At 65.6% G+C, this 17,063-nt stretch carries 18 protein-coding genes; 12 read left to right on the top strand and 6 right to left on the bottom strand.

Annotated elements, in window-relative coordinates:
• The first annotated feature begins 17 nt into the window (after positions 1–17).
• A complete protein-coding gene (locus GDN70_RS26935; RefSeq protein ID WP_028142943.1) occupies positions 18–1,412 on the top strand; it encodes a M20/M25/M40 family metallo-hydrolase in 1,395 nt (464 codons plus the stop codon).
• Positions 1,413–1,647: 235 nt separating this feature from the next.
• Here the strand turns inward: GDN70_RS26935 and GDN70_RS26930 are convergent, their stop codons facing one another.
• Entirely contained in the window at positions 1,648–2,427 is a 780-nt protein-coding gene (locus GDN70_RS26930; RefSeq protein WP_028142944.1) for a class II aldolase/adducin family protein, read from the bottom strand.
• Between the two features lie 185 nt (positions 2,428–2,612).
• The gene (locus GDN70_RS26925; protein ID WP_028142945.1) at positions 2,613–4,262 is read right to left on the bottom strand and encodes a glycosyltransferase family 39 protein; all 1,650 of its coding nucleotides are present in this window, start codon (positions 4,260–4,262) and stop codon (positions 2,613–2,615) included.
• Between the two features lie 312 nt (positions 4,263–4,574).
• Here GDN70_RS26925 and GDN70_RS26920 point away from each other — a divergent pair, with 312 nt between their 5' ends.
• Positions 4,575–5,468, top strand: coding sequence for a hypothetical protein (locus GDN70_RS26920; protein WP_028142946.1), 894 nt, complete (start codon positions 4,575–4,577; stop codon positions 5,466–5,468).
• Positions 5,469–5,604: 136 nt separating this feature from the next.
• Complete coding sequence (locus GDN70_RS26915) at positions 5,605–6,021, top strand: MucR family transcriptional regulator (RefSeq protein WP_028142947.1); 417 nt, start codon at positions 5,605–5,607, stop codon at positions 6,019–6,021.
• 120 nt (positions 6,022–6,141) lie between these two features.
• Here the strand turns inward: GDN70_RS26915 and GDN70_RS26910 are convergent, their stop codons facing one another.
• Complete coding sequence (locus GDN70_RS26910) at positions 6,142–6,570, bottom strand: SufE family protein (protein WP_028142948.1); 429 nt, start codon at positions 6,568–6,570, stop codon at positions 6,142–6,144.
• 67 nt (positions 6,571–6,637) lie between these two features.
• Entirely contained in the window at positions 6,638–7,072 is a 435-nt protein-coding gene (locus GDN70_RS26905) for a DUF5330 domain-containing protein (RefSeq protein ID WP_038947827.1), read from the bottom strand.
• A gap of 411 nt (positions 7,073–7,483) precedes the next feature.
• Here GDN70_RS26905 and GDN70_RS26900 point away from each other — a divergent pair, with 411 nt between their 5' ends.
• From GDN70_RS26900 to GDN70_RS26885, 4 genes are all read left to right on the top strand, one after another.
• Positions 7,484–9,349, top strand: coding sequence for a PAS domain-containing sensor histidine kinase (locus tag GDN70_RS26900; protein ID WP_173015876.1), 1,866 nt, complete (start codon positions 7,484–7,486; stop codon positions 9,347–9,349).
• On the top strand, positions 9,342–10,052 hold the full coding sequence (locus GDN70_RS26895; protein ID WP_152103270.1) for a peptidoglycan-binding domain-containing protein: 711 nt from the start codon (positions 9,342–9,344) through the stop codon (positions 10,050–10,052). Before GDN70_RS26900 ends, GDN70_RS26895 begins: the two co-directional genes overlap by 8 nt.
• A gap of 146 nt (positions 10,053–10,198) precedes the next feature.
• Positions 10,199–10,408: a hypothetical protein gene (locus tag GDN70_RS26890; RefSeq protein ID WP_173015875.1), complete on the top strand. Its 210-nt coding sequence runs from the start codon at positions 10,199–10,201 to the stop codon at positions 10,406–10,408.
• Between the two features lie 53 nt (positions 10,409–10,461).
• Positions 10,462–10,806: a DUF1491 family protein gene (locus tag GDN70_RS26885; RefSeq protein ID WP_028142953.1), complete on the top strand. Its 345-nt coding sequence runs from the start codon at positions 10,462–10,464 to the stop codon at positions 10,804–10,806.
• A gap of 203 nt (positions 10,807–11,009) precedes the next feature.
• On the opposite strand, the gene GDN70_RS26880 is transcribed toward GDN70_RS26885, so the two are convergent.
• Positions 11,010–11,987, bottom strand: a complete 978-nt coding sequence (locus GDN70_RS26880) for a DUF2336 domain-containing protein (protein ID WP_095426447.1) — start codon at positions 11,985–11,987, stop codon at positions 11,010–11,012.
• A gap of 253 nt (positions 11,988–12,240) precedes the next feature.
• On the opposite strand from GDN70_RS26880, the gene GDN70_RS26875 reads away from it, so the two are divergent.
• Together GDN70_RS26875 and GDN70_RS26870 are read left to right on the top strand one after the other, a co-directional pair.
• Positions 12,241–12,429 carry a hypothetical protein gene (locus GDN70_RS26875; RefSeq protein WP_018315770.1) on the top strand — a complete coding sequence of 63 codons (189 nt, stop codon included), beginning with the start codon at positions 12,241–12,243 and terminating at the stop codon, positions 12,427–12,429.
• A 15-nt stretch (positions 12,430–12,444) separates the two neighbouring features.
• On the top strand, positions 12,445–13,206 hold the full coding sequence (locus tag GDN70_RS26870; RefSeq protein WP_038947832.1) for a hypothetical protein: 762 nt from the start codon (positions 12,445–12,447) through the stop codon (positions 13,204–13,206).
• Between the two features lie 44 nt (positions 13,207–13,250).
• Here the strand turns inward: GDN70_RS26870 and GDN70_RS26865 are convergent, their stop codons facing one another.
• Entirely contained in the window at positions 13,251–14,168 is a 918-nt protein-coding gene (locus GDN70_RS26865; protein ID WP_049801714.1) for a LysR substrate-binding domain-containing protein, read from the bottom strand.
• 133 nt (positions 14,169–14,301) lie between these two features.
• On the opposite strand from GDN70_RS26865, the gene GDN70_RS26860 reads away from it, so the two are divergent.
• From GDN70_RS26860 to GDN70_RS26850, 3 genes are read left to right on the top strand one after another with little or no spacing between them, the layout of a single operon-like run.
• A complete protein-coding gene (locus GDN70_RS26860; RefSeq protein ID WP_152103268.1) occupies positions 14,302–15,063 on the top strand; it encodes an SDR family NAD(P)-dependent oxidoreductase in 762 nt (253 codons plus the stop codon).
• A gap of 17 nt (positions 15,064–15,080) precedes the next feature.
• Positions 15,081–15,926, top strand: a complete 846-nt coding sequence (locus GDN70_RS26855) for a transketolase (RefSeq protein ID WP_152103267.1) — start codon at positions 15,081–15,083, stop codon at positions 15,924–15,926.
• Positions 15,923–16,933: a transketolase family protein gene (locus GDN70_RS26850; RefSeq protein WP_152103266.1), complete on the top strand. Its 1,011-nt coding sequence runs from the start codon at positions 15,923–15,925 to the stop codon at positions 16,931–16,933. Before GDN70_RS26855 ends, GDN70_RS26850 begins: the two co-directional genes overlap by 4 nt.
• Positions 16,934–17,063: the final 130 nt, after the last annotated feature.

Raw genomic sequence — 17,063 nt, 5'->3', positions numbered from 1 at the left:
TGTCAGGACCCACAACCATGGCCAATGCGCAGCTTCAATCCGTGCTCGACCACATCGACAAGGATTTCGACAACAGCCTGGAGCGCCTGTTCGCGCTGCTCCGGATCAAGTCGATCTCCGCCGATCCGGCCTTCGCCGGGGATTGCAAGGCGGCGGCCGAGCATCTCGCCAAGGACATCGCGAGCCTCGGCGTCGCCACTGAAGTGAGGCCGACGGCCGGGCATCCCGCCATCGTCGGCAAGACCGGTGCCGGTGGACGGCCGCATGTGATCTTTTACGGCCATTACGACGTGCAGCCGGTCGACCCGCTCGATCTCTGGCACCGTCCGCCGTTCGAGCCCGTCGTCACCGATCATGCCGACGGCCGCAAGATCATCGTCGCGCGCGGCGCCGAGGACGACAAGGGCCAGGTGATGACCTTCGTCGAAGCCTGCCGCGCCTGGAAGAAGGTGACGGGCTCGCTGCCGGTCGACATCACCTTCCTGATCGAAGGCGAGGAGGAGGTCGGCTCGAAGAATTTCGTGCCCTTCATTGAGGCCAACAAGGACGAGTTCAAGGCCGACTACGTGCTGGTCTGCGACACCGGCATGTGGGACCGCAACACGCCGGCGATCACGACCTCGCTGCGCGGCCTGCTCTACGAAGAGCTGAAGATCACCGCCGCCAATCGCGATTTGCATTCCGGCGTGTTCGGCGGCAGCGCGATGAACCCGATCCGGGTGCTCACCAAAATTCTGGGCGGCCTGTTCGACGACGACAACCGCATCACCATTCCCGGCTTCTACGACGGCGTGAAGGACCTGCCGCCCGATATCCTGGAGCAGTGGAAGAAGCTCAATCTGACGCCGGAGATGTTCCTCAAGCCGATCGGCCTGTCGATCCCCGCTGGCGAGAAGGGACGCCTGCTGATCGAGCAGGCCTCATCGCGCCCGACCTGCGACGTCAACGGCATCTGGGGCGGCTATATCGGCGAGGGCTCCAAGACGGTGATCCCGTCGCATGCTTCGGCCAAGGTCTCGTTCCGCCTGGTCGAGGGGCAGGACCCGCAAAAGATCCGCAAGGCGTTCCGCGACTACGTGACGGCGCGCATTCCCGGCGACTGCAAGGTTGAGTTCGGCGACCATTCCGCCGCGCCCGCTGTCGCGCTCGACTGGAACATGAAGCCGCTCGCCGCCGCCAGCAAGGCGCTGACGGAGGAATGGGGCAAGGAGACCGTGCTGATGGGCTCCGGCGCCTCGATCCCGATCGTCGCCGACTTCAAGCGCACGCTTGGCCTCGACTCGCTGCTGGTCGGATTCGGATTGGACGACGACAACATCCATTCGCCGAACGAGAAGTACGATCTTCGCAGCTTCCAGAAGGGCATCCGCTCCTGGGCCCGCATCCTCGCGGCGCTGGCGGAGGTGAAGTAGGGCACGGGGCCGTAGGGAGCTGCATTAGGGTGGGCAAAGGCGCGAAGCGCCGTGCCCACCAATCTCTCAGTGATTATGAAAGAACGTGGGCACGCTCCGCTTTGCCCACCCTACGGCTCTGTTGTCGTGGCGACCACCGCCCCAAAATAAAAACGCCGCCCGGAATTGGGCGGCGTTTCATTCCAAAAGGCGTAGAGGTTCGTTGGGCGCTACCCTACACCAAATCCCGAAAATCTCAAGACCGGTAGCCCGGAAGCTCGCGGTCGAGCTTGCGCAGCAGCGGCGGCCACACGAGGTTGGTGGCGCGCAGCTCGGCGCGGTCGCGGTTGGCGAGCAGCTCGGTGTTCTTGTCGATAGCAATATCGTCGACCGGATAGACCGGCGTGCCGAGCGCGCGCGTGCGCACCTGCATCGAGCAGGCGCGCTCGAGGTGATACATGCGCTCGAAGGCGGAGGCGACCGAGCGGCCGACGGTGAGCGTGCCGTGATTGCGCAGCAGCATGTGGTTGTGGTCGCCGAGATCCTTCTGCAGCCGCGGCCGCTCGTCGTGATCGAGCGCGATGCCTTCATAGTCGTGATAGGCGAGGTCGTGGGTGACGAGCTGGGCGGTCTGGTTCAGCGGCAAGAGGCCCTCCGCGCTGCTCGACACCGCGGTGCCGTCGAGGGTGTGGAGATGCAGCACGCAGATCGCGTCCTCGCGCACCTCGTGGATCGCCGAATGGATGGTGAAGCCCGCCGGGTTGATGCTGTATTCGCTCTCGGAGAGCTGGTTGCCGTGCAAATCGACCTTGACGAGGCTCGAGGCGGTGATCTCGTCGAACATCAGCCCGTAGGGGTTGATGAGAAAATGATGGTCGGGGCCGGGCACCCGCGCGGAGATGTGGGTATCGACCAGATCGTCCCAGCCGTACAGCGCGACAAGGCGGTAGCAGGCGGCGAGATTGACCCGTTGCTGCCACTCAGCCTCCGTCATATCAGACGGCACTTCCTTCAGGCGCGCTTCCGCTGGCGACATGGCTGATCTCTCCGAACATCGTTGTTGCGGGGAGGGAGCGTAGTACCGCTCGTGGCAAGCAGCAAGGCGCGACAAGCGCGCGGCAGTCAAGCGCAGCCCGCATGAGCGGAGCGACATGGGGGCCGCTCAGAGAGAAATCCCGGATGTCGCTTTCGCTCATCCGGGTTTCGCCCTAGAGAAAATTATTACGGCGCCGGGATCGAGAGCAGGCTGGAAATGCTGCGGCCGCGGATGTCGTAGACGCGGGCGAACACGACGTCGTCGCGCTTGATCTCGACCATCACGGGCGCGGTGAGGCCCTTGCAGTAGAACTCGCCGAGCGTCATCGCGAAATCGGCCGCGTTGGAATCCCAGCCGATGGTGAAGTCGGGCCCGAGCGCGACCTGGGCGGGGCGCTGCGGACCGCAGACCGCGACCTTCCATTTGCGATTGGTCGGCGGCACTTCCTGGCGTTCGACGATCTGCTCGCGCAGCTCATCCGAAGCCTGCTTCAGCGCGAGACCCCAATAGTCCAGCATGAAGCGGTCGTCGGCGCCGCGCACGGTGCCGGCGATATGGTTGAAGTGGGTGTACTGATAGGGATGCAGCCGGATCATCTCGGCGAGCGAGAGCGCAAGGCCAAAGCAGAACGTGGCGAGCACGACCGGCTGCCAGGTGCGGTGATTGGCGCGCAGGCGCTCCATGGCCCACGCGAAAGCGACGCCGCCGAGCACCGCCATTGGCGGGATCACGAACACGAAATGGCGGATGCCGTTGTACAGCGCCGGCCGCTTCACCATCGCGATCGCGAGCGGCAGGGTCGCAGCCAGCGTCAGCATCAGCATGATGGTCTTGCGCCGCGCCGGCACCTCGCTTCGCGGCAGCATGGCGAAGGTGCTGACCACGGCGCCGGCCATCAGCACCAGCATCACCTCGGGCAGCTGCAGCGCGAACAGCGTCGGCAGATAGGACCAGGGCATGTCCGGCACGGACACGATCGCGCCGTCGAACATCTCTTTCCACGGCTTCTCGAAGAAGTGCGAGAAGTAGGTCAGCGCCTCGAAGGGATTGCCGGGCTCCATGATCGACCACGGCCAAATCAGGCCCATCACGAGGTAGCCGAACGCCAAGCCGGGCAGCAGCACATAGACGACATGGGCGAAGCGGCGGACCGACTCGCGCAGGCCCTCGCTGCGCAGTTCCTCCAGGAACAGCGGGACGAAGCCGAGCACGGCGTAGACCAGCGCGAGCCCGCCGAGAACGCGGCAGCCCAGTGAAAGGCCGGCACCCAGGCCGACGATCAGGATCGTGCGCGGCGACGGCTTGGGATATTCCTCGGCGAGCCGGACCAGGCCGAGCATCAGGATGATCATGGCCACCGCGAAGGGTGCATCCTTCGGATTCATGAACATGTGGCCGTAGAAGATCGGGCACAGCGCGAGCAGCAGCAGCGAGGCAAGACCGGCAAGGGGCCCGCCGATGCGACGGCCGAGCCGCCACGTCACCGCAAGTCCGACCACGCCGACAATGGCGCCGACCAGACGTCGCGTCTCGAACAGCTCGAGCGGAATGATTTTGTGCAGGAGGGCCGCGACCATGTCGAAGCCGCCGCCATACATGTAGAGATTGGCGAAGGAGAGCGCCGCAGTATCCTTGAAGCCGGAACCGAACATGCGCAGCAGCAAATCGGCATATTCAGCGTGGGTGTAGTCGTCCCAGCCGAGGCCGTAGTCGCGGAACGTCAGGCCTGCAACGACCGCGACCGCGGCCAGCACCAGCATGGCGAGATCGTCGCAAGTCCGTTCGACCGAGCGCCGCAGAGGCGTGTCGATCGCCGAAGTCGTGATGGATGTCATGGCTATCGGTGCCCCGGAATCCCCTCTTGGCCCTGCTGGTGCGCGCGGGCCTGTTCCCCGGACTCCCTATAGCGCAGTTCCATTACCAAGTAATTGGGCATTATGGCTAAATTCCTGATGCGACGCAGCAATTCCGGTTACTTGAGAGCAGTCTAAGCAGTAGCGAGCCGTAGCTGAAGGGAATGTGAATAAGTCCCTGATTTCCTTCCCTTTAGGAACGCTACCGACGATTCCTCGTTGGCGTGGAACACCGGATGACGGTATCGTGGCGTAGCGGTTGTCGCGTGTGGATGGCGACCGGGGGTGAGTTCGATGAATCTGGCATTGTTGATCGCGGGGATTTTCGCCGTCGTGGCGGGCTTCCTTTCGATCCTGTTTGGCTTCTCCGTCAGGGAGTTCAGCCTCGGCAGCCCCCTCATAATCTCGGGCACGATCGCCGTCTGCTCCGGAATGTTACTGGCCGGCCTCTATGTCGTGGTCACGGAACTGAAGGGCCTCGCGCGTCGGCTGGCCGGTGCGCCGTCCGAGGTTCGGGTCAGGCCCGTGCTGCCGGGCCTCGCTGCATCAGGCGCTGCGCCCGAGTCGATGCCTGCCGCTGCGGCGGCAAGGATCGAGGGAAGGGCCGAAGGAAGGATCGAGCAGCCACCGCCGCCGCCACCTGCTGCAGGCCCGCCGCCGTGGCAGAGCGAAGCTGCCGCGCGCGAGCGTCCGCGCGTCGAGGCTCCGCCGGTGCCGGAAGCTCCAACGCCGCCCGCGGCTCCGGAAGCGCCGCGCCGGCGCAACCTGTTGTTCGCCTCGACCTCGCGCAAGGAGCGGGAGCGTGCGGAGGCGAAGGCCATCGAGGACGCGCCGCCGCAGCTACCTGCGGAGCCCGGTGAGGCCCTGGATACTCCGCCTGCAAGCTTTGACGATGCCTGGCCGAAGCCGGACCGCATGCGTCCGTCGGAGCCGCCGGCCGCCCTGCGCCGGCCGCCGCCGCGCTCGCCATCGACCTTTGCGGAGGCCGCTCCGCCGCCTGCACCCGAGCCGCCGCCCCCACCACCACCCGTCGAGCAGGCGCCCGTGACCGTCCTCAAATCCGGCATCGTCGACGGCATGGCCTATTCGCTCTATTCCGACGGCTCGATCGAAGCGCAGATGCCGGAGGGCATGATGCGCTTTGCGTCGATCGACGAGTTGCGTGCCCATCTCGACCAGCGGTCCTGAGCTCTGCCGCGCAGCAGTCAAGCGCCGCAATCGTCGTCGCCTCGTCAGTCCCTTGTTTCAGCCGAACGTATTGTTGACACGGAAAGGTTCGGCGTCGTCTATCCCGTGAAGCGCAAGGTGCAGAGAGGGCGGGCCCATGTCGGATGCCGGGGCTAAGAATTTCATCGAGCTGACGGCGAGCATCGTGTCGGCCTATCTCGGCAACAATCCGACGCCTGCGGCGGAGATTCCGAACCTGATCAGCCAGGTGCATGGCGCATTGGTGCGGGTGTCGTCAGGCCGCACCGAGACCGCGCCGCTCGAGCCGGCCAAGCCGGCCGTCTCGCTGAAGAAGTCGATCGCGCCCGACTATCTGGTCTGCCTGGAAGACGGCAAGCGCTTCAAGTCGCTGAAGCGCCATCTGCGCACGCAGTACAACATGACGCCGGAGCAATACCGCGAGAAATGGGGCCTGCCGGCCGACTACCCCATGGTCGCGCCGAACTATGCGGTGGCGCGCTCGCAATTGGCCAAGCAGATGGGCCTCGGACAGCAGCAGCGGAAGCGGAAGTAGACCAGGCTTCGGATCTCGTAGAGTGGGCAAAGGCGCGCGCTTGCGCGCCGTGCCCACGAATTCTCTCCAGTCACACGCAATCGTGGGCACGCTCCGCTTTGCCCATCCTACGAGAGCATCTCACGACGCTTCCGCGAGCGCCTCTTTCGCATCGGTCTTGATGCGCTCGACCATCGAGCGCAGGCCGTTGGAGCGCTGCGGCGTCAGATGATCGCGAAAGCCGAACTCGTTGAACACGGCGATCGCGTCGGTATCGATGATCTCCTGCGGCGTGCGGCCGGAATAGAGCGAGAGCACGATCGCGACCAGCCCGCGCACGATATGCGCGTCGCTGTCGCCGCGATATTTCAGGATCGGCGCGCCATGGCCGCGGTCGACCAGCTTCTGCAGCCAGACCTGGCTGACGCAGCCGTTGACCTTGTTCTCGGCGGAGTGTTCCGCCTCCGGCATCGGTTCCAGGGTGCGGCCGAGCTCGATGACGTACCGGTAGCGGTCGTCCCACTCGTCCAGAAGCTCGAAATTGTCCCTGATTTCGTCGATCGTCGTCATGTTGGCCCGTGTTCCCGTTAGGGCCAATATAAGGATGCGAGGAGATGAAATCGATAGGGTTTGGGCGCTAATTCGCCGCCGCCGGGCCGCGCCATTCCAGCGCGAGGTCGTCCTGGCTCAGGGTATCGCGCGGTGCCTCGGTCGATGCGGCATCGCCTTCGCCGGCCATCGCGATCGAGCCGGTATGGTCGGGCGCCTTCTTGTCGTTCTTCTCGTTCTTGTCGTTGGAGATCTGTTCTTTCTTGTCGTTGATGATCTGGTAGATCTTGCGCGCGCCGTCCTGGGCGCGCTGGCCGATGATGGTCGCGGCCTGTCCGCCGACCTCGCAGGCCGCCGGCTGGCGCTTGCAGAACTGGGTCATGTCGGAGACGGCCGCGGTCGCAGCCTGCACCGCGTCGGCGGCACCGATCTGGGGCAGCTTCTCCGATTCGGGCGTCTTGTCCCTGGGCAGGAGCACCAGCACCAGCCCGAGCCAGAATGTGATGCGGAGCAGAAAGCGCATCTTATCGACCTGTTCGTTAGATCCCGCCCGCGGCGATGGTCCGCGCGCGTTTCGACCTAGCAACTCTCGATAAATCGCAAGTGATTGCCTTGAGCTTAATTCGCGGAAAATTTACGCAAAATTCTTCGAGATCGACGGTGTCGTAAATTTTCGATTGACGCCGGCGCCCGTGATTCTGCTGGCATGCGTATCCACCAATTCGAAACCATGCCGGGATGTGTGAAACCCTGTGTTCACCATCCTCGCCGAAGACGTCGCCAAATCGTCTAAAAAGCCCCGCGATGTCTCGGCGTCCGGCCCCACACCGAGCCGCCTTAGCACTCGTTTAAGGTCGCTCTGACACGGTGGCTCAACGACAAGGAGGCGTTGCGGCGCGTCTTCCAAAGACGATTGAGCCGAAGCGCGAGACCCGTGACAGTTTTGAGTATCATCCGCGATTGTCTCGATGCACTGCTGCATCCCTCCGCGCGTTACGATGCGCTGATGCGGGCGCGTCATCGTGCCTTCATGGCGCCGCGGCTGCTCGGCAGCCTGGCCGCCTTTGCCGCATTCCCGGTCTATCTCGCCATGCGCGGCGCACCGAGCGCGGTCGAGGTCGCCGCGTTCGCCTGGCTGATCGCGCCGATCCTGCTGTCCTGGTTCCTGTCGCGCACCGGCCGCTATGAAGGCGCCCATGTGCTGTCGTCGCTGGCGCTCGCCGGCCTGATCATGGCGGTCGCGGGCACCACGGGCGGCATCGAATCATTCGCCGCGGTCTGGCTGGTCGTGGTTCCCCTCGAAGCCGCGCTGTCGGCCTCGCGCCGCGTCGCGGCCTTTGCTTCCTTGCTCGCGCTGTCCTGTGCGGGACTCCTGATTCTCGTCGGCCAGCTCGGCTGGCTGCCGGTTGCAGACACCAGCACTGCTGAACGCGGCGTGCTGATGGCGTGCGGCGTCGTCTCGGCGACGCTCTATGCCGCCGGCCTTGCCTTCGGCGCGGAATCGCTGGCGCGCACCAGCGTTGCGCTGCTGTCGCGCGAGGAGGAGCGCTATCGCCTGCTCGCCCGCAACATGAGCGACGTCGTCTCGCGGCATCAGCGCAACGGTGCGGTGCAGTTCATCTCGCCGGCGGCGGAAGCCATGCTCGGCATGCCGGTGGCGCAACTGCTGGGGCATGGCCTGTTCGACCGCGTCCATGTCGCCGATCGCCCGGCCTATCTCACCGCGCTCTCCGATGCCGCGCGCGGCGACGTGCGCAGCATCGAGTTCCGGCTGCGGCGTGAGCCCGACGGCTCGGAGCGCGGCCAGGTCGATTTCCTCTGGGTCGAGATGCGCTGCCGCCCGCTCGACCGGGATATCGGCCACAATTATCACAGTGACGTCACGCGCGAGGCCGAGGTCGTCGCCGTGATGCGCGACGTCACCGACCACAAGCTGTCCGAGCAGGCGCTGGATCAGGCGCGCAGCGCCGCGGAAGCTGCCGATGCCGCCAAGACCCGCTTCCTCGCCACCATGAGCCATGAGCTGCGCACGCCGCTGAACGCCATCATCGGCTTCTCCGAGATGATCGCGCAGGAGCAGACCCTGATGCTGGGTGCGGCCCAGCGCCAGGAATACGCGCAGCTCATCAACGATTCCGGCCAGCACCTGTTGTCGGTCGTCAACGGCATCCTGGACATGTCGAAGATGGAGTCGGGCAATTTCGAGATCGCGTCCGAGCCGTTCGCGCCGCGGGCCTCGCTGTTGCATTGCTGCAATCTCTTGGCGCTGAAGGCACGGGAGAACGGCATCGATCTCATCACCGATGCGCCGCAGGATCTGCCCGTCATGACCGGCGATCCCAGGGCGTTCAAGCAGATCGTGCTCAATCTCGTCGCCAACGCCATCAAGTTCACCGAGCGTGGCGGTCAGGTCTCCGTGACCGCTTCGGTGTTGGGTTCGCAGCTGACGCTGCGCATCAGCGACACCGGCGTCGGCATCGCGCCCGACGATCTCAAGCGCATCGGCGCGCCGTTCTTCCAGGCGGGCAAGACCTATCAGCGCCGTCACGAGGGAACCGGCCTCGGACTTTCGATCGTGAAGAGTCTCGTGGCGTTGCATCTCGGCGAATTGACGGTACAAAGCAGTTTGGGAGAGGGCACAGCCGTCACCGTCAGGCTGCCGCTCGTCTACACGCCGCCGCAAGTCAAGCCGGTCGAAAGCAAGGTCGCGACGCTGACGCCGGTGCTGCGCCAGGATCTTCAGGACCAAACTCACGACCAGTCTCAGGACCAACCCGCTCTGGTGAAGAAAAGTGCCTAGGAAGTCTACCAAGGACGAAGCCGCTCCGCGCCGCCGTGGCGCCAAGGCCGCGGTTGTCGATGTCGAGACCGAGCGCAACCTCGTGATGCGCGTGCTGCTGCACAGCCCCAAGGACACGCTGGCCGGTCTCGTCGCCGTCGCCGCGATCGGCGCGATCGTTGCCAATGCGCTGTTCCTGCAGACCGGCCGCCATCCGGCGCCGATGTTCGGCACCGTGATCAATCTTCCCGCACCGTCCTCCGTGGCGCTGTCGAACCCAATGCCGCGTCCGCGCCCGGTCGGCGCCGATACCTCGCCGCTGGAGCCGCGCGCGACGGAGTTCCGCGCCGAGCCGAAACCTGCCGAGCGAGCCGCCGAGAAGCCGCCGGAGAAACCGGTCGAGGCGACCGCATCGACGCCGCGCGCGGGCAGTGATCCCATGACCAATCTGGTCAAGGCGACGACCTCGACGCCGCCGTCCGCCATGCGTCCGCCCGCGCCGATTCCCGCGCCGCAGAGCCCCGCCGCACGGCGTATCGCCGGCGTTCAGCGCGCGCTGTCCGAATATGGCTACGGGAATTTGAAGATCACGGGCACGATGAGCGGCGAAACCCAGTCCGCGATCCAGAAGTTTGAGCGCGAGCACAAGATGCAGGTCACCGGCCAGTTGTCCGACCGGCTGCTGCGCGAGCTCGGCGCCGCGATCGGCCATCCCGTCGAATAACCCCACCGCCCGCTGTCATTGACGCCGATCAATTCCGGGCATCGCGCGCCGCCGCGCCCGCGCGCGGGCGATTTGCTTGGGATCAATGACGGCCGACGGCTTCGGGGAACATGATCGCTCATCTTCAACGAAGAAGAGAGGTTGTCATGTTCAAGGTCTCGGTTCTGGTCTGGATCATGCTGGGTACGGTGCTGGCGGGCGTCAGTCTGATCGTCGTGCTGATGGTGCCGAGCTTCGCCGCCGACGCGATCAGGAACATCCCCTATGCGGTCGCCGTGGGATTCGCATTTGCGATGCCGCTGTCATACCTCGTCGCACGCCAGATCAACGGCGGGCAAGGTGTAAGCAAGGCGTGACAATCGGACGCTGAGACTGGCGGCGCGCGTCACGCTGGCCTATCGTTCGACTCATGCGTTTGAAATCCAACATATGGGTGGCGGCTTACCTGCGCCGGTGCCAGACCGAAGGCGTGTTCGGCGCGGTGCGCCGTCGCGGTGCCGAGGAGGCGGGCGCGGTGTTCGTGAAAGTGTCGCTGCTCGACGGCCATGCGATGCTGTACGCGCCGGCGCCGCAGACCTCTTACGACGACGGTCGCCCCGTCGATCGCTTCTTCGTGCCGGTCGCGCAGCAACCTCTGCCCGAGCACACGATCGAGGAGCGGCTGACGAAGGAAATCCGCTTCGATCCGGACGCCTGGATCGTCGAGACCGAGGATCGTGCCGGACGGCATTTCCTCGAGCTTGCGAAGGCGTAGCTGTGTCCCGGACAAGCGGCGACGCGCCAGCGTTGCCGTGCAGAGCCGAGACCCATAAGGCTGCATCAACGAAGGCGGAGAGATGGGCCCCGGCTCAGCAGCTCATCGCCGGAGGGGCGCTGCGCTGCGTCCGGGGCACGACTGCGCGCTGCGCTCGCAATGACGAGCTTGGACGACGCGGGATCTCCCTCAGCGCGAGTCGTTCAACGCTCCGACGACCCGTCGGTGCCGGTGCGGCGCGGCGGCATTGCGCCGGGCTGCACGCCCGGCCGCGTCTGGCTTGCGCCCGCGCGGGCGCGCTGGCGTTCGCCGTCATGCAGTGACGACTGGTACTTTGCGCGGGTGACGGCGAGCGTCGAGCCGCGCCAGGCTGCCAGCATCACCAGCGCCGAGCGGTCGTTGAGACGATCGTAGAGCCGCGATAGCCGGTAGACCTCGTTCACGGACGTGCCGATCTCCGGCTTGAAGAACAGCAGGATGCGCTGGAAGTTGGGGCTCGGCATGTCGAGCGCGCGCGCGGCGACCGCGAGCGCCTCGCCGCCGGCATCGTCGACGATCTGGGCCGCGACGCGCGAGGGCAGGATCAGGCTGTCGCCGAGCTCGAGGGTGAAATTCTCGACGTCGCCCGCGATCGCCGCCATCTCCAGGATCTGAATCGCGCGCTTGGCGCGCACGGTCGGAATGCGGGGCGCCGCCTTCAGCGGGGTCTGCGCCAGGTTGTGCAGGATCAGCGCGCGCTCGGAGGCGCCGGCGCGGAAGAACATGTCGTGGATCTCGGCGGCGTCCTTCGGCTGCATCGCCATGTTCGCGGCCATGCGCAGCTCGGCGTCGGTCGGCGTGCGGGCCGGCGCGGGGGCGGGTGCGGGCGTGGGGATTTCACGCGCCAGTGGAACCCTGCGGCCTTCATGTGCGGCAACCAGCCCGAGCTTCTGGAGAACCGGGACGGGCGTCGACGGATAGATCGCGAGCTTGGCCTTGATGGCCGCGCGGGTCGCATCGTCGACCTGGTCGATCAGCCGGGTTGCAAGCTCGGTGAACTGGCGCTGCTCGTCGTCACTGTGGATGCGGGTCTGCACATAGAGGTCGGTCAGCACGCGCAGCAGCGTCGGCCGAACATCGACGCCTTCGCGACGGGAGAGCGACATCAGCCCGTCGAATCCGGGAAACAGCGACTTGGTCATGGAGAGATACGCGACCTGGAAGAGATACTGCCCGCCAGCCTATCGCAGGCTCCTTTAAAGGCTCGTTAAGGAAAACGAGGCGTGAAGCCGAACGCTCGATTTGGAGCGATCTCGTGCCGCAACGGGACGTCGCGGGCGGCCCGTGCGGTTACGGTCCGACCGCGACGTTTACACCCCGTTAACCATGAACTGATCTTAATGAATGCATGTTGCATGAGCGCGCTCGGTCGCGCGGCAATTGAAGAGAGCTGACATGGGGACCATCATTGAATTTCCGGCCGGTCGCCGGGTGGGCTCGTCGGGGGATGTCGCTCCGCGCGCGGACATGGGAACGATCCTGATCCTTCCCGTCATCCGTATCGAGCGCGAGGCAGACGAAACCAGCGGCGATCACGGGCCGGAGCAGGGCACAGCGCCGGGGCGCCGTCGTCGCCGTCGCTGATTCCGGGCTCTTGCAATGCCGGACACCATCCGCCAGATCCGGTCTGTCCGATCGGCCGTGCTGCTCACGATGCTTGGCGCTGCGCTCGGTGCCTGTAGCGGCGGCGATTTCGGCCGCACCCGCGCCGACATGCGCAGCGACGACATGCATCGCTGGCTCGGCGAGGAGGTCACCTCCAGCGTCGGTCTGAAACCCTCGCAATTCCAGCTCACCGACGAGGAGCGCCAGCTGCGCGACCTCGCCTATCCCATGATCGAGCCGCCGCTGTCGCGCCCCGCCTGGAAGAGCGTGTTCGGCGACTACAAGGCGATGCCGTCACCCTGGCGGCAGAAGATCGTGTTCGACCGCACCATGTACGGCCGCACGCTGATCGACGAGCCGCACCGCTCGCATTCCTCGCGCTATGCGCAGCTGATCGAGGACGTCCGCAACGACATCACCCGCTTCGAGCCGTTCTTCGCATCCGCGATCCGCGTCATCGACCTCGACAGGAAGCGCAACGCCAGCATGGCGCGCGTCTCCGCGCTCTCGCCGAGAGAGAGGGACGACGCGGTCGCGCGGATGCAGGAGAACTCGCTGATCGTGCAGTGGGTGCAGCAATGTCTGGAGCAGCGCATCTCGTCCTATCGCTGGGCACTGGAGCGCCTGGTGATCCAGGCCCCCGACGGCATGGCCGCCGATGCCGACCGCCTGATCGGCGAGCTCGCCGCCCAGACCGCCAATCCGCCGGTCCAGGCACAACCGCCCTATGGGCGCGCGGTGGTTTCGAAGGGCTGAGCAGAAAAGACGCTTCGGCGGCACGTATTGAGCGGTCGGAGCCGTCAGCCCGTCGACTTGACTCTCGATCGGCTTGAAGCCGGGCCGGCAACCGCGACCTCCCGCGTGATCCACTCGGCGAAGACGCGGATCGGTCGCCGCTGCTGGCTCGCGCGCGGGAACACCAGATGGTGGCCGATATAGCGGATGTCGACGGAGCGTCCGGCGAGGGGGGCAACCAGCCGCCTTGTGGCGATCTCGCGTTCGGCAAGCCGGGTTGACTCCAGCGTCACGCCGAGGCCGCTCGACGCCATCGCAATCGCCAGGAAGCTGCGATCGAAGCGCATGCCATGAATGGCAGGCGCCTCGAGCCCGTTGGCGGTGAACCATTGGTGCCACTGCACCTGCTTCACTTCCGAGCGGATCAGCACCTGATCGAGCAGGTCCTTCGGCTTGCGGATTTTCTTCGCGAGCTCGGGCGTGCAGAGCGGCGTCACGGTCTCTTCGCCGAGCGGAATGACCTCGACTCCCTCGGCTCTCGGCTGCCCGTAGACGATGTCGATGTCGAAATCGTCGTTGCTGAACCGGGCATATTCCGTGCTGGCGGCGAGCCGGACCTCGAGCTGGGGCTCTGCGGCCATGAAGCGGGCAAGGCGCGGGGCGAGCCACTGCGCGGCAAAGCTCGGCGCGCAGTGCACTCTCAGCAATTGCGGGCCGCGGCCCGCGACCTCTTCGATCCCGCGGCGCAGATTGTCGAAGGCGGCGCCGGCATGACGCATCAGGTTCTCGCCCGCCGGCGTCAGACGGACGGCGCGGGCGCTCCGCTCGAACAATATCGTGCCCATCGCGCTTTCGAGCTTGCGGATGGCGTGGCTCACCGCGCTCGGCGTCAAATGAAGTTCGTTCGCCGCATCCCGGAACGAGCCGGTGCGTGCGGCCGCCTCGAACGCGCGGATGGATGATATCGGAATACTGGACAGCAGCATCCGACGAGTGAACCAAATTCACCTATGCAAGACAACAGCGCGTTTGTCGGAAACGAGGCAGGGGCATAATCAACGGGTCAAGAACAGTGACGCCGTCGGTGCCGGCAACAGCCATTCAGGGAGGATCACAATGCTGCTACGCGGCAAGACAGCCATCATCACCGGAGCGGCCTCGCCGCGGGGCATCGGCCTTGCAACGGCCCGCCGCTTTGCGGCCGAAGGCGCCCGGGTCGCCATTCTCGACATCGACGGTTCAGCCGCGGAAGTCGCCGCGCGCGGACTCGAATCCGGCACTGGCGCGCCGCATCTTGGCCTCGCCTTGGACGTCACCGACAAGCAGGCCTGCATCAAGACCGTTGAAGCGGTCATCGCGAAATTCGGTCAGATCGACATCCTCATCAACAATGCGGGCGTGACGCAGCCGGTGAAGCTTCTCGACATCACCCCTGAAGATTGGGACCGTATCCAGGACGTCAATTTGAAGGGCATCCTGTTCCTGTCGCAGGCGGTGATCCCGCATATGCGCAAGCGCAGGAGCGGGTCGATCGCGTGCATGTCGTCGGTCTCCGCCCAGCGCGGCGGCGGCATCTTCGGCGGACCGCATTACTCGGCAGCCAAGGCCGGCGTGCTCGGCCTCGCCAAGGCGATGGCCCGCGAATTCGGGCCCGACGGTATCCGCGTCAACTGCGTGACGCCGGGCCTGATCGGCACCGATATCACCGCGGGCAAGCTCACCGACGAGATGCGGACGAAGATCCTCGAGGGCATACCGCTCGGCCGCCTCGGCGAGGCCGCCGACGTCGCGGGCATCTACACTTTCCTCGCCTCGGACCTGTCGGCCTACGTCACCGGTGCGGTCATCGACGTGAACGGCGGCATGCTGATCCACTAGGCGAGGAGGAGATATACATGGCAAAACCGACACTCCCGAACGCACCGACGCTGGCACAGCGCGCCCGCAATATCCGCCGCAACGCCTTGCTGATGGGCGAGGTTCAGGGCCAGGGCTATATCGCCCAGGCGCTCGACATCGCCGACGTGCTGGCGGTGGCCTATTTCCACGCGATGCGCTTTCGCGCCGAGGATCCGGTCTGGGAAGGCCGCGACCGCTTTCTGCTGTCGAACGGACACTATGCGATCGCACTTTATGCGGCGCTGATCGAGGCCGGGATCATTCCGGAAGCGGAACTCGCGACCTATGGCTTCGACGAGAGCCGTCTGCCGATGTCCGGCATGGCCTCCTACACCCCGGGCATGGAGATGTCCGGCGGCTCGCTCGGCCTTGGCCTCGGCATTGCCGTCGGCATGGCGCTCGGGCTGAAGCGCAAGAAATCGGCGGCGCGCATTTTCACGCTGTTCTCCGACGGCGAGCTCGACGAGGGCTCGAAATGGGAAGCCATCATGTCGGCGGCCCATCACAAGCTCGACAACATCATCGCAGTCGTCGACGTCAACAATCAGCAGGCCGACGGTCCCTCCAAGCAGATGCTCGGCTTCGAGCCACTGGTCGACAAGCTCGAAGCCTTCGGCTGGTTCGTGCAGCGCGTCGATGGCAACGATCTCGACGCAGTGGTGGGGGCTTTCGATGCCGCGACGGCGCATGCCGAGCCGAAGCCTCGCATGATCGTCGCCGACACGTTGATGGGCAAGGGCGTTCCCTTCCTGGAGCAGCGTGAGAAGAACCATTTCATTCGCGTCGAGCCGCATGAATGGCAGCTCGCGCTGTCTGCACTGAACGCGGGAGACCAGTCATGAAGTCCGCCGGATCGACCCCCTCGGCAAAGCCGCGCCTGACCACGTCGGCCATGATCGCCTCGATCGCAGCGGAGGGCCAGCGCACCAAGCCCGCGCCCTTCGGCCACGCGCTCGTCGAGCTCGCCCGCAGCCGCGAGGACGTGGTCGGCATGACCGCCGATCTCGGCAAATACACCGACCTGCACATCTTCGCGCAGGCTTTTCCCGATCGTTACTACCAGATGGGCATGGCCGAGCAGCTGCTGTTCGCCGCAGCCTCGGGGCTCGCCGCCGAAGGCTTCATGCCGTTCGCGACGACCTACGCGGTGTTCGCCTCGCGCCGGGCTTACGACTTCATCCACCAGACCATTGCGGAAGAAGACCGCAACGTGAAGATCGCCTGCGCGCTGCCCGGCCTGACCTCGGGCTATGGACCCAGCCACCAGGCGGCCGAGGATCTCGCCCTGTTCCGCGCGATGCCGAACATGACGGTGATCGATCCCTGCGATGCGCACGAGATCGAGCAGGTCGTGCCGGCGATCGCCGCGCATCGCGGACCGGTCTATATGCGCCTGCTGCGCGGACAGGTGCCGCTGGTGCTCGACGAGTACAATTACCGGTTCGAGCTCGGCAAGGCTGCGTTGCTTCGTGACGGTGGCGACGTCCTGATCATCTCCTCGGGCATCATGACCATGCGCGCGCTGGAGGCGGCCCAGGCCTTGTCGGACGACCGCATTGATGCGGCTGTCCTGCACGTTCCGACCATCAAGCCGCTCGACACCGAAGCGATCCTGCGCGAAGCGGGCAAGCCCGGCCGCCTCGTCGTCGTCGCCGAGAATCACACAGTGATCGGCGGGCTCGGCGAGGCCGTGGCGACGCTGCTGATGCGCGCGGGCGTTCATCCCGCGTTCCGGCAGATCGGACTTCCCGACGAGTTTCTCGCCGCCGGCGCGCTGCCGACGCTGCACGACCGCTACGGCATCTCGACCGCGGAAGTGAAGCGGCAGATCAAGGAGTGGCTGCGCTAGCAGCCCGTCTTCCCGATCCACGACGGACATGCTTCGTCGCGCCGCTGCGAAGAACGACGGCTGCTGTCCAATGCCGGCGCATCGAGAGCCGGCCAGCAGCAACACGGGCGGTGAAGAGCCGCCTTTGCAT

It is taken from the genome of Bradyrhizobium sp. TM102 (assembly GCF_009176685.1).
In the GTDB taxonomy this organism is placed as follows: domain Bacteria; phylum Pseudomonadota; class Alphaproteobacteria; order Rhizobiales; family Xanthobacteraceae; genus Bradyrhizobium; species Bradyrhizobium ottawaense.
Note: the sequence above shows the minus strand (reverse complement) of the source record. Positions and strands in the feature narration are given on the sequence as shown.

Excerpts from the sequence above, each read along its gene's own strand:
- GDN70_RS26915 (WP_028142947.1), top strand. The coding sequence starts at position 5,605 with ATGTCGGATGCCGGGGCTAAGAATTTCATCGAGCTGACGGCGAGCATC.
- GDN70_RS26935 (WP_028142943.1), top strand. The coding sequence starts at position 18 with ATGGCCAATGCGCAGCTTCAATCCGTGCTCGACCACATCGACAAGGAT.
- GDN70_RS26870 (WP_038947832.1), top strand. The coding sequence starts at position 12,445 with ATGCCGGACACCATCCGCCAGATCCGGTCTGTCCGATCGGCCGTGCTG.
- GDN70_RS26850 (WP_152103266.1), top strand. The coding sequence starts at position 15,923 with ATGAAGTCCGCCGGATCGACCCCCTCGGCAAAGCCGCGCCTGACCACG.
- GDN70_RS26925 (WP_028142945.1), bottom strand. The coding sequence starts at position 4,262 with ATGACATCCATCACGACTTCGGCGATCGACACGCCTCTGCGGCGCTCG.
- GDN70_RS26880 (WP_095426447.1), bottom strand. The coding sequence starts at position 11,987 with ATGACCAAGTCGCTGTTTCCCGGATTCGACGGGCTGATGTCGCTCTCC.
- GDN70_RS26885 (WP_028142953.1), top strand. The coding sequence starts at position 10,462 with ATGCGTTTGAAATCCAACATATGGGTGGCGGCTTACCTGCGCCGGTGC.
- GDN70_RS26920 (WP_028142946.1), top strand. The coding sequence starts at position 4,575 with ATGAATCTGGCATTGTTGATCGCGGGGATTTTCGCCGTCGTGGCGGGC.
- GDN70_RS26910 (WP_028142948.1), bottom strand. The coding sequence starts at position 6,570 with ATGACGACGATCGACGAAATCAGGGACAATTTCGAGCTTCTGGACGAG.
- GDN70_RS26930 (WP_028142944.1), bottom strand. The coding sequence starts at position 2,427 with ATGTCGCCAGCGGAAGCGCGCCTGAAGGAAGTGCCGTCTGATATGACG.
- GDN70_RS26875 (WP_018315770.1), top strand. The coding sequence starts at position 12,241 with ATGGGGACCATCATTGAATTTCCGGCCGGTCGCCGGGTGGGCTCGTCG.
- GDN70_RS26905 (WP_038947827.1), bottom strand. The coding sequence starts at position 7,072 with ATGCGCTTTCTGCTCCGCATCACATTCTGGCTCGGGCTGGTGCTGGTG.
- GDN70_RS26855 (WP_152103267.1), top strand. The coding sequence starts at position 15,081 with ATGGCAAAACCGACACTCCCGAACGCACCGACGCTGGCACAGCGCGCC.
- GDN70_RS26890 (WP_173015875.1), top strand. The coding sequence starts at position 10,199 with ATGTTCAAGGTCTCGGTTCTGGTCTGGATCATGCTGGGTACGGTGCTG.
- GDN70_RS26860 (WP_152103268.1), top strand. The coding sequence starts at position 14,302 with ATGCTGCTACGCGGCAAGACAGCCATCATCACCGGAGCGGCCTCGCCG.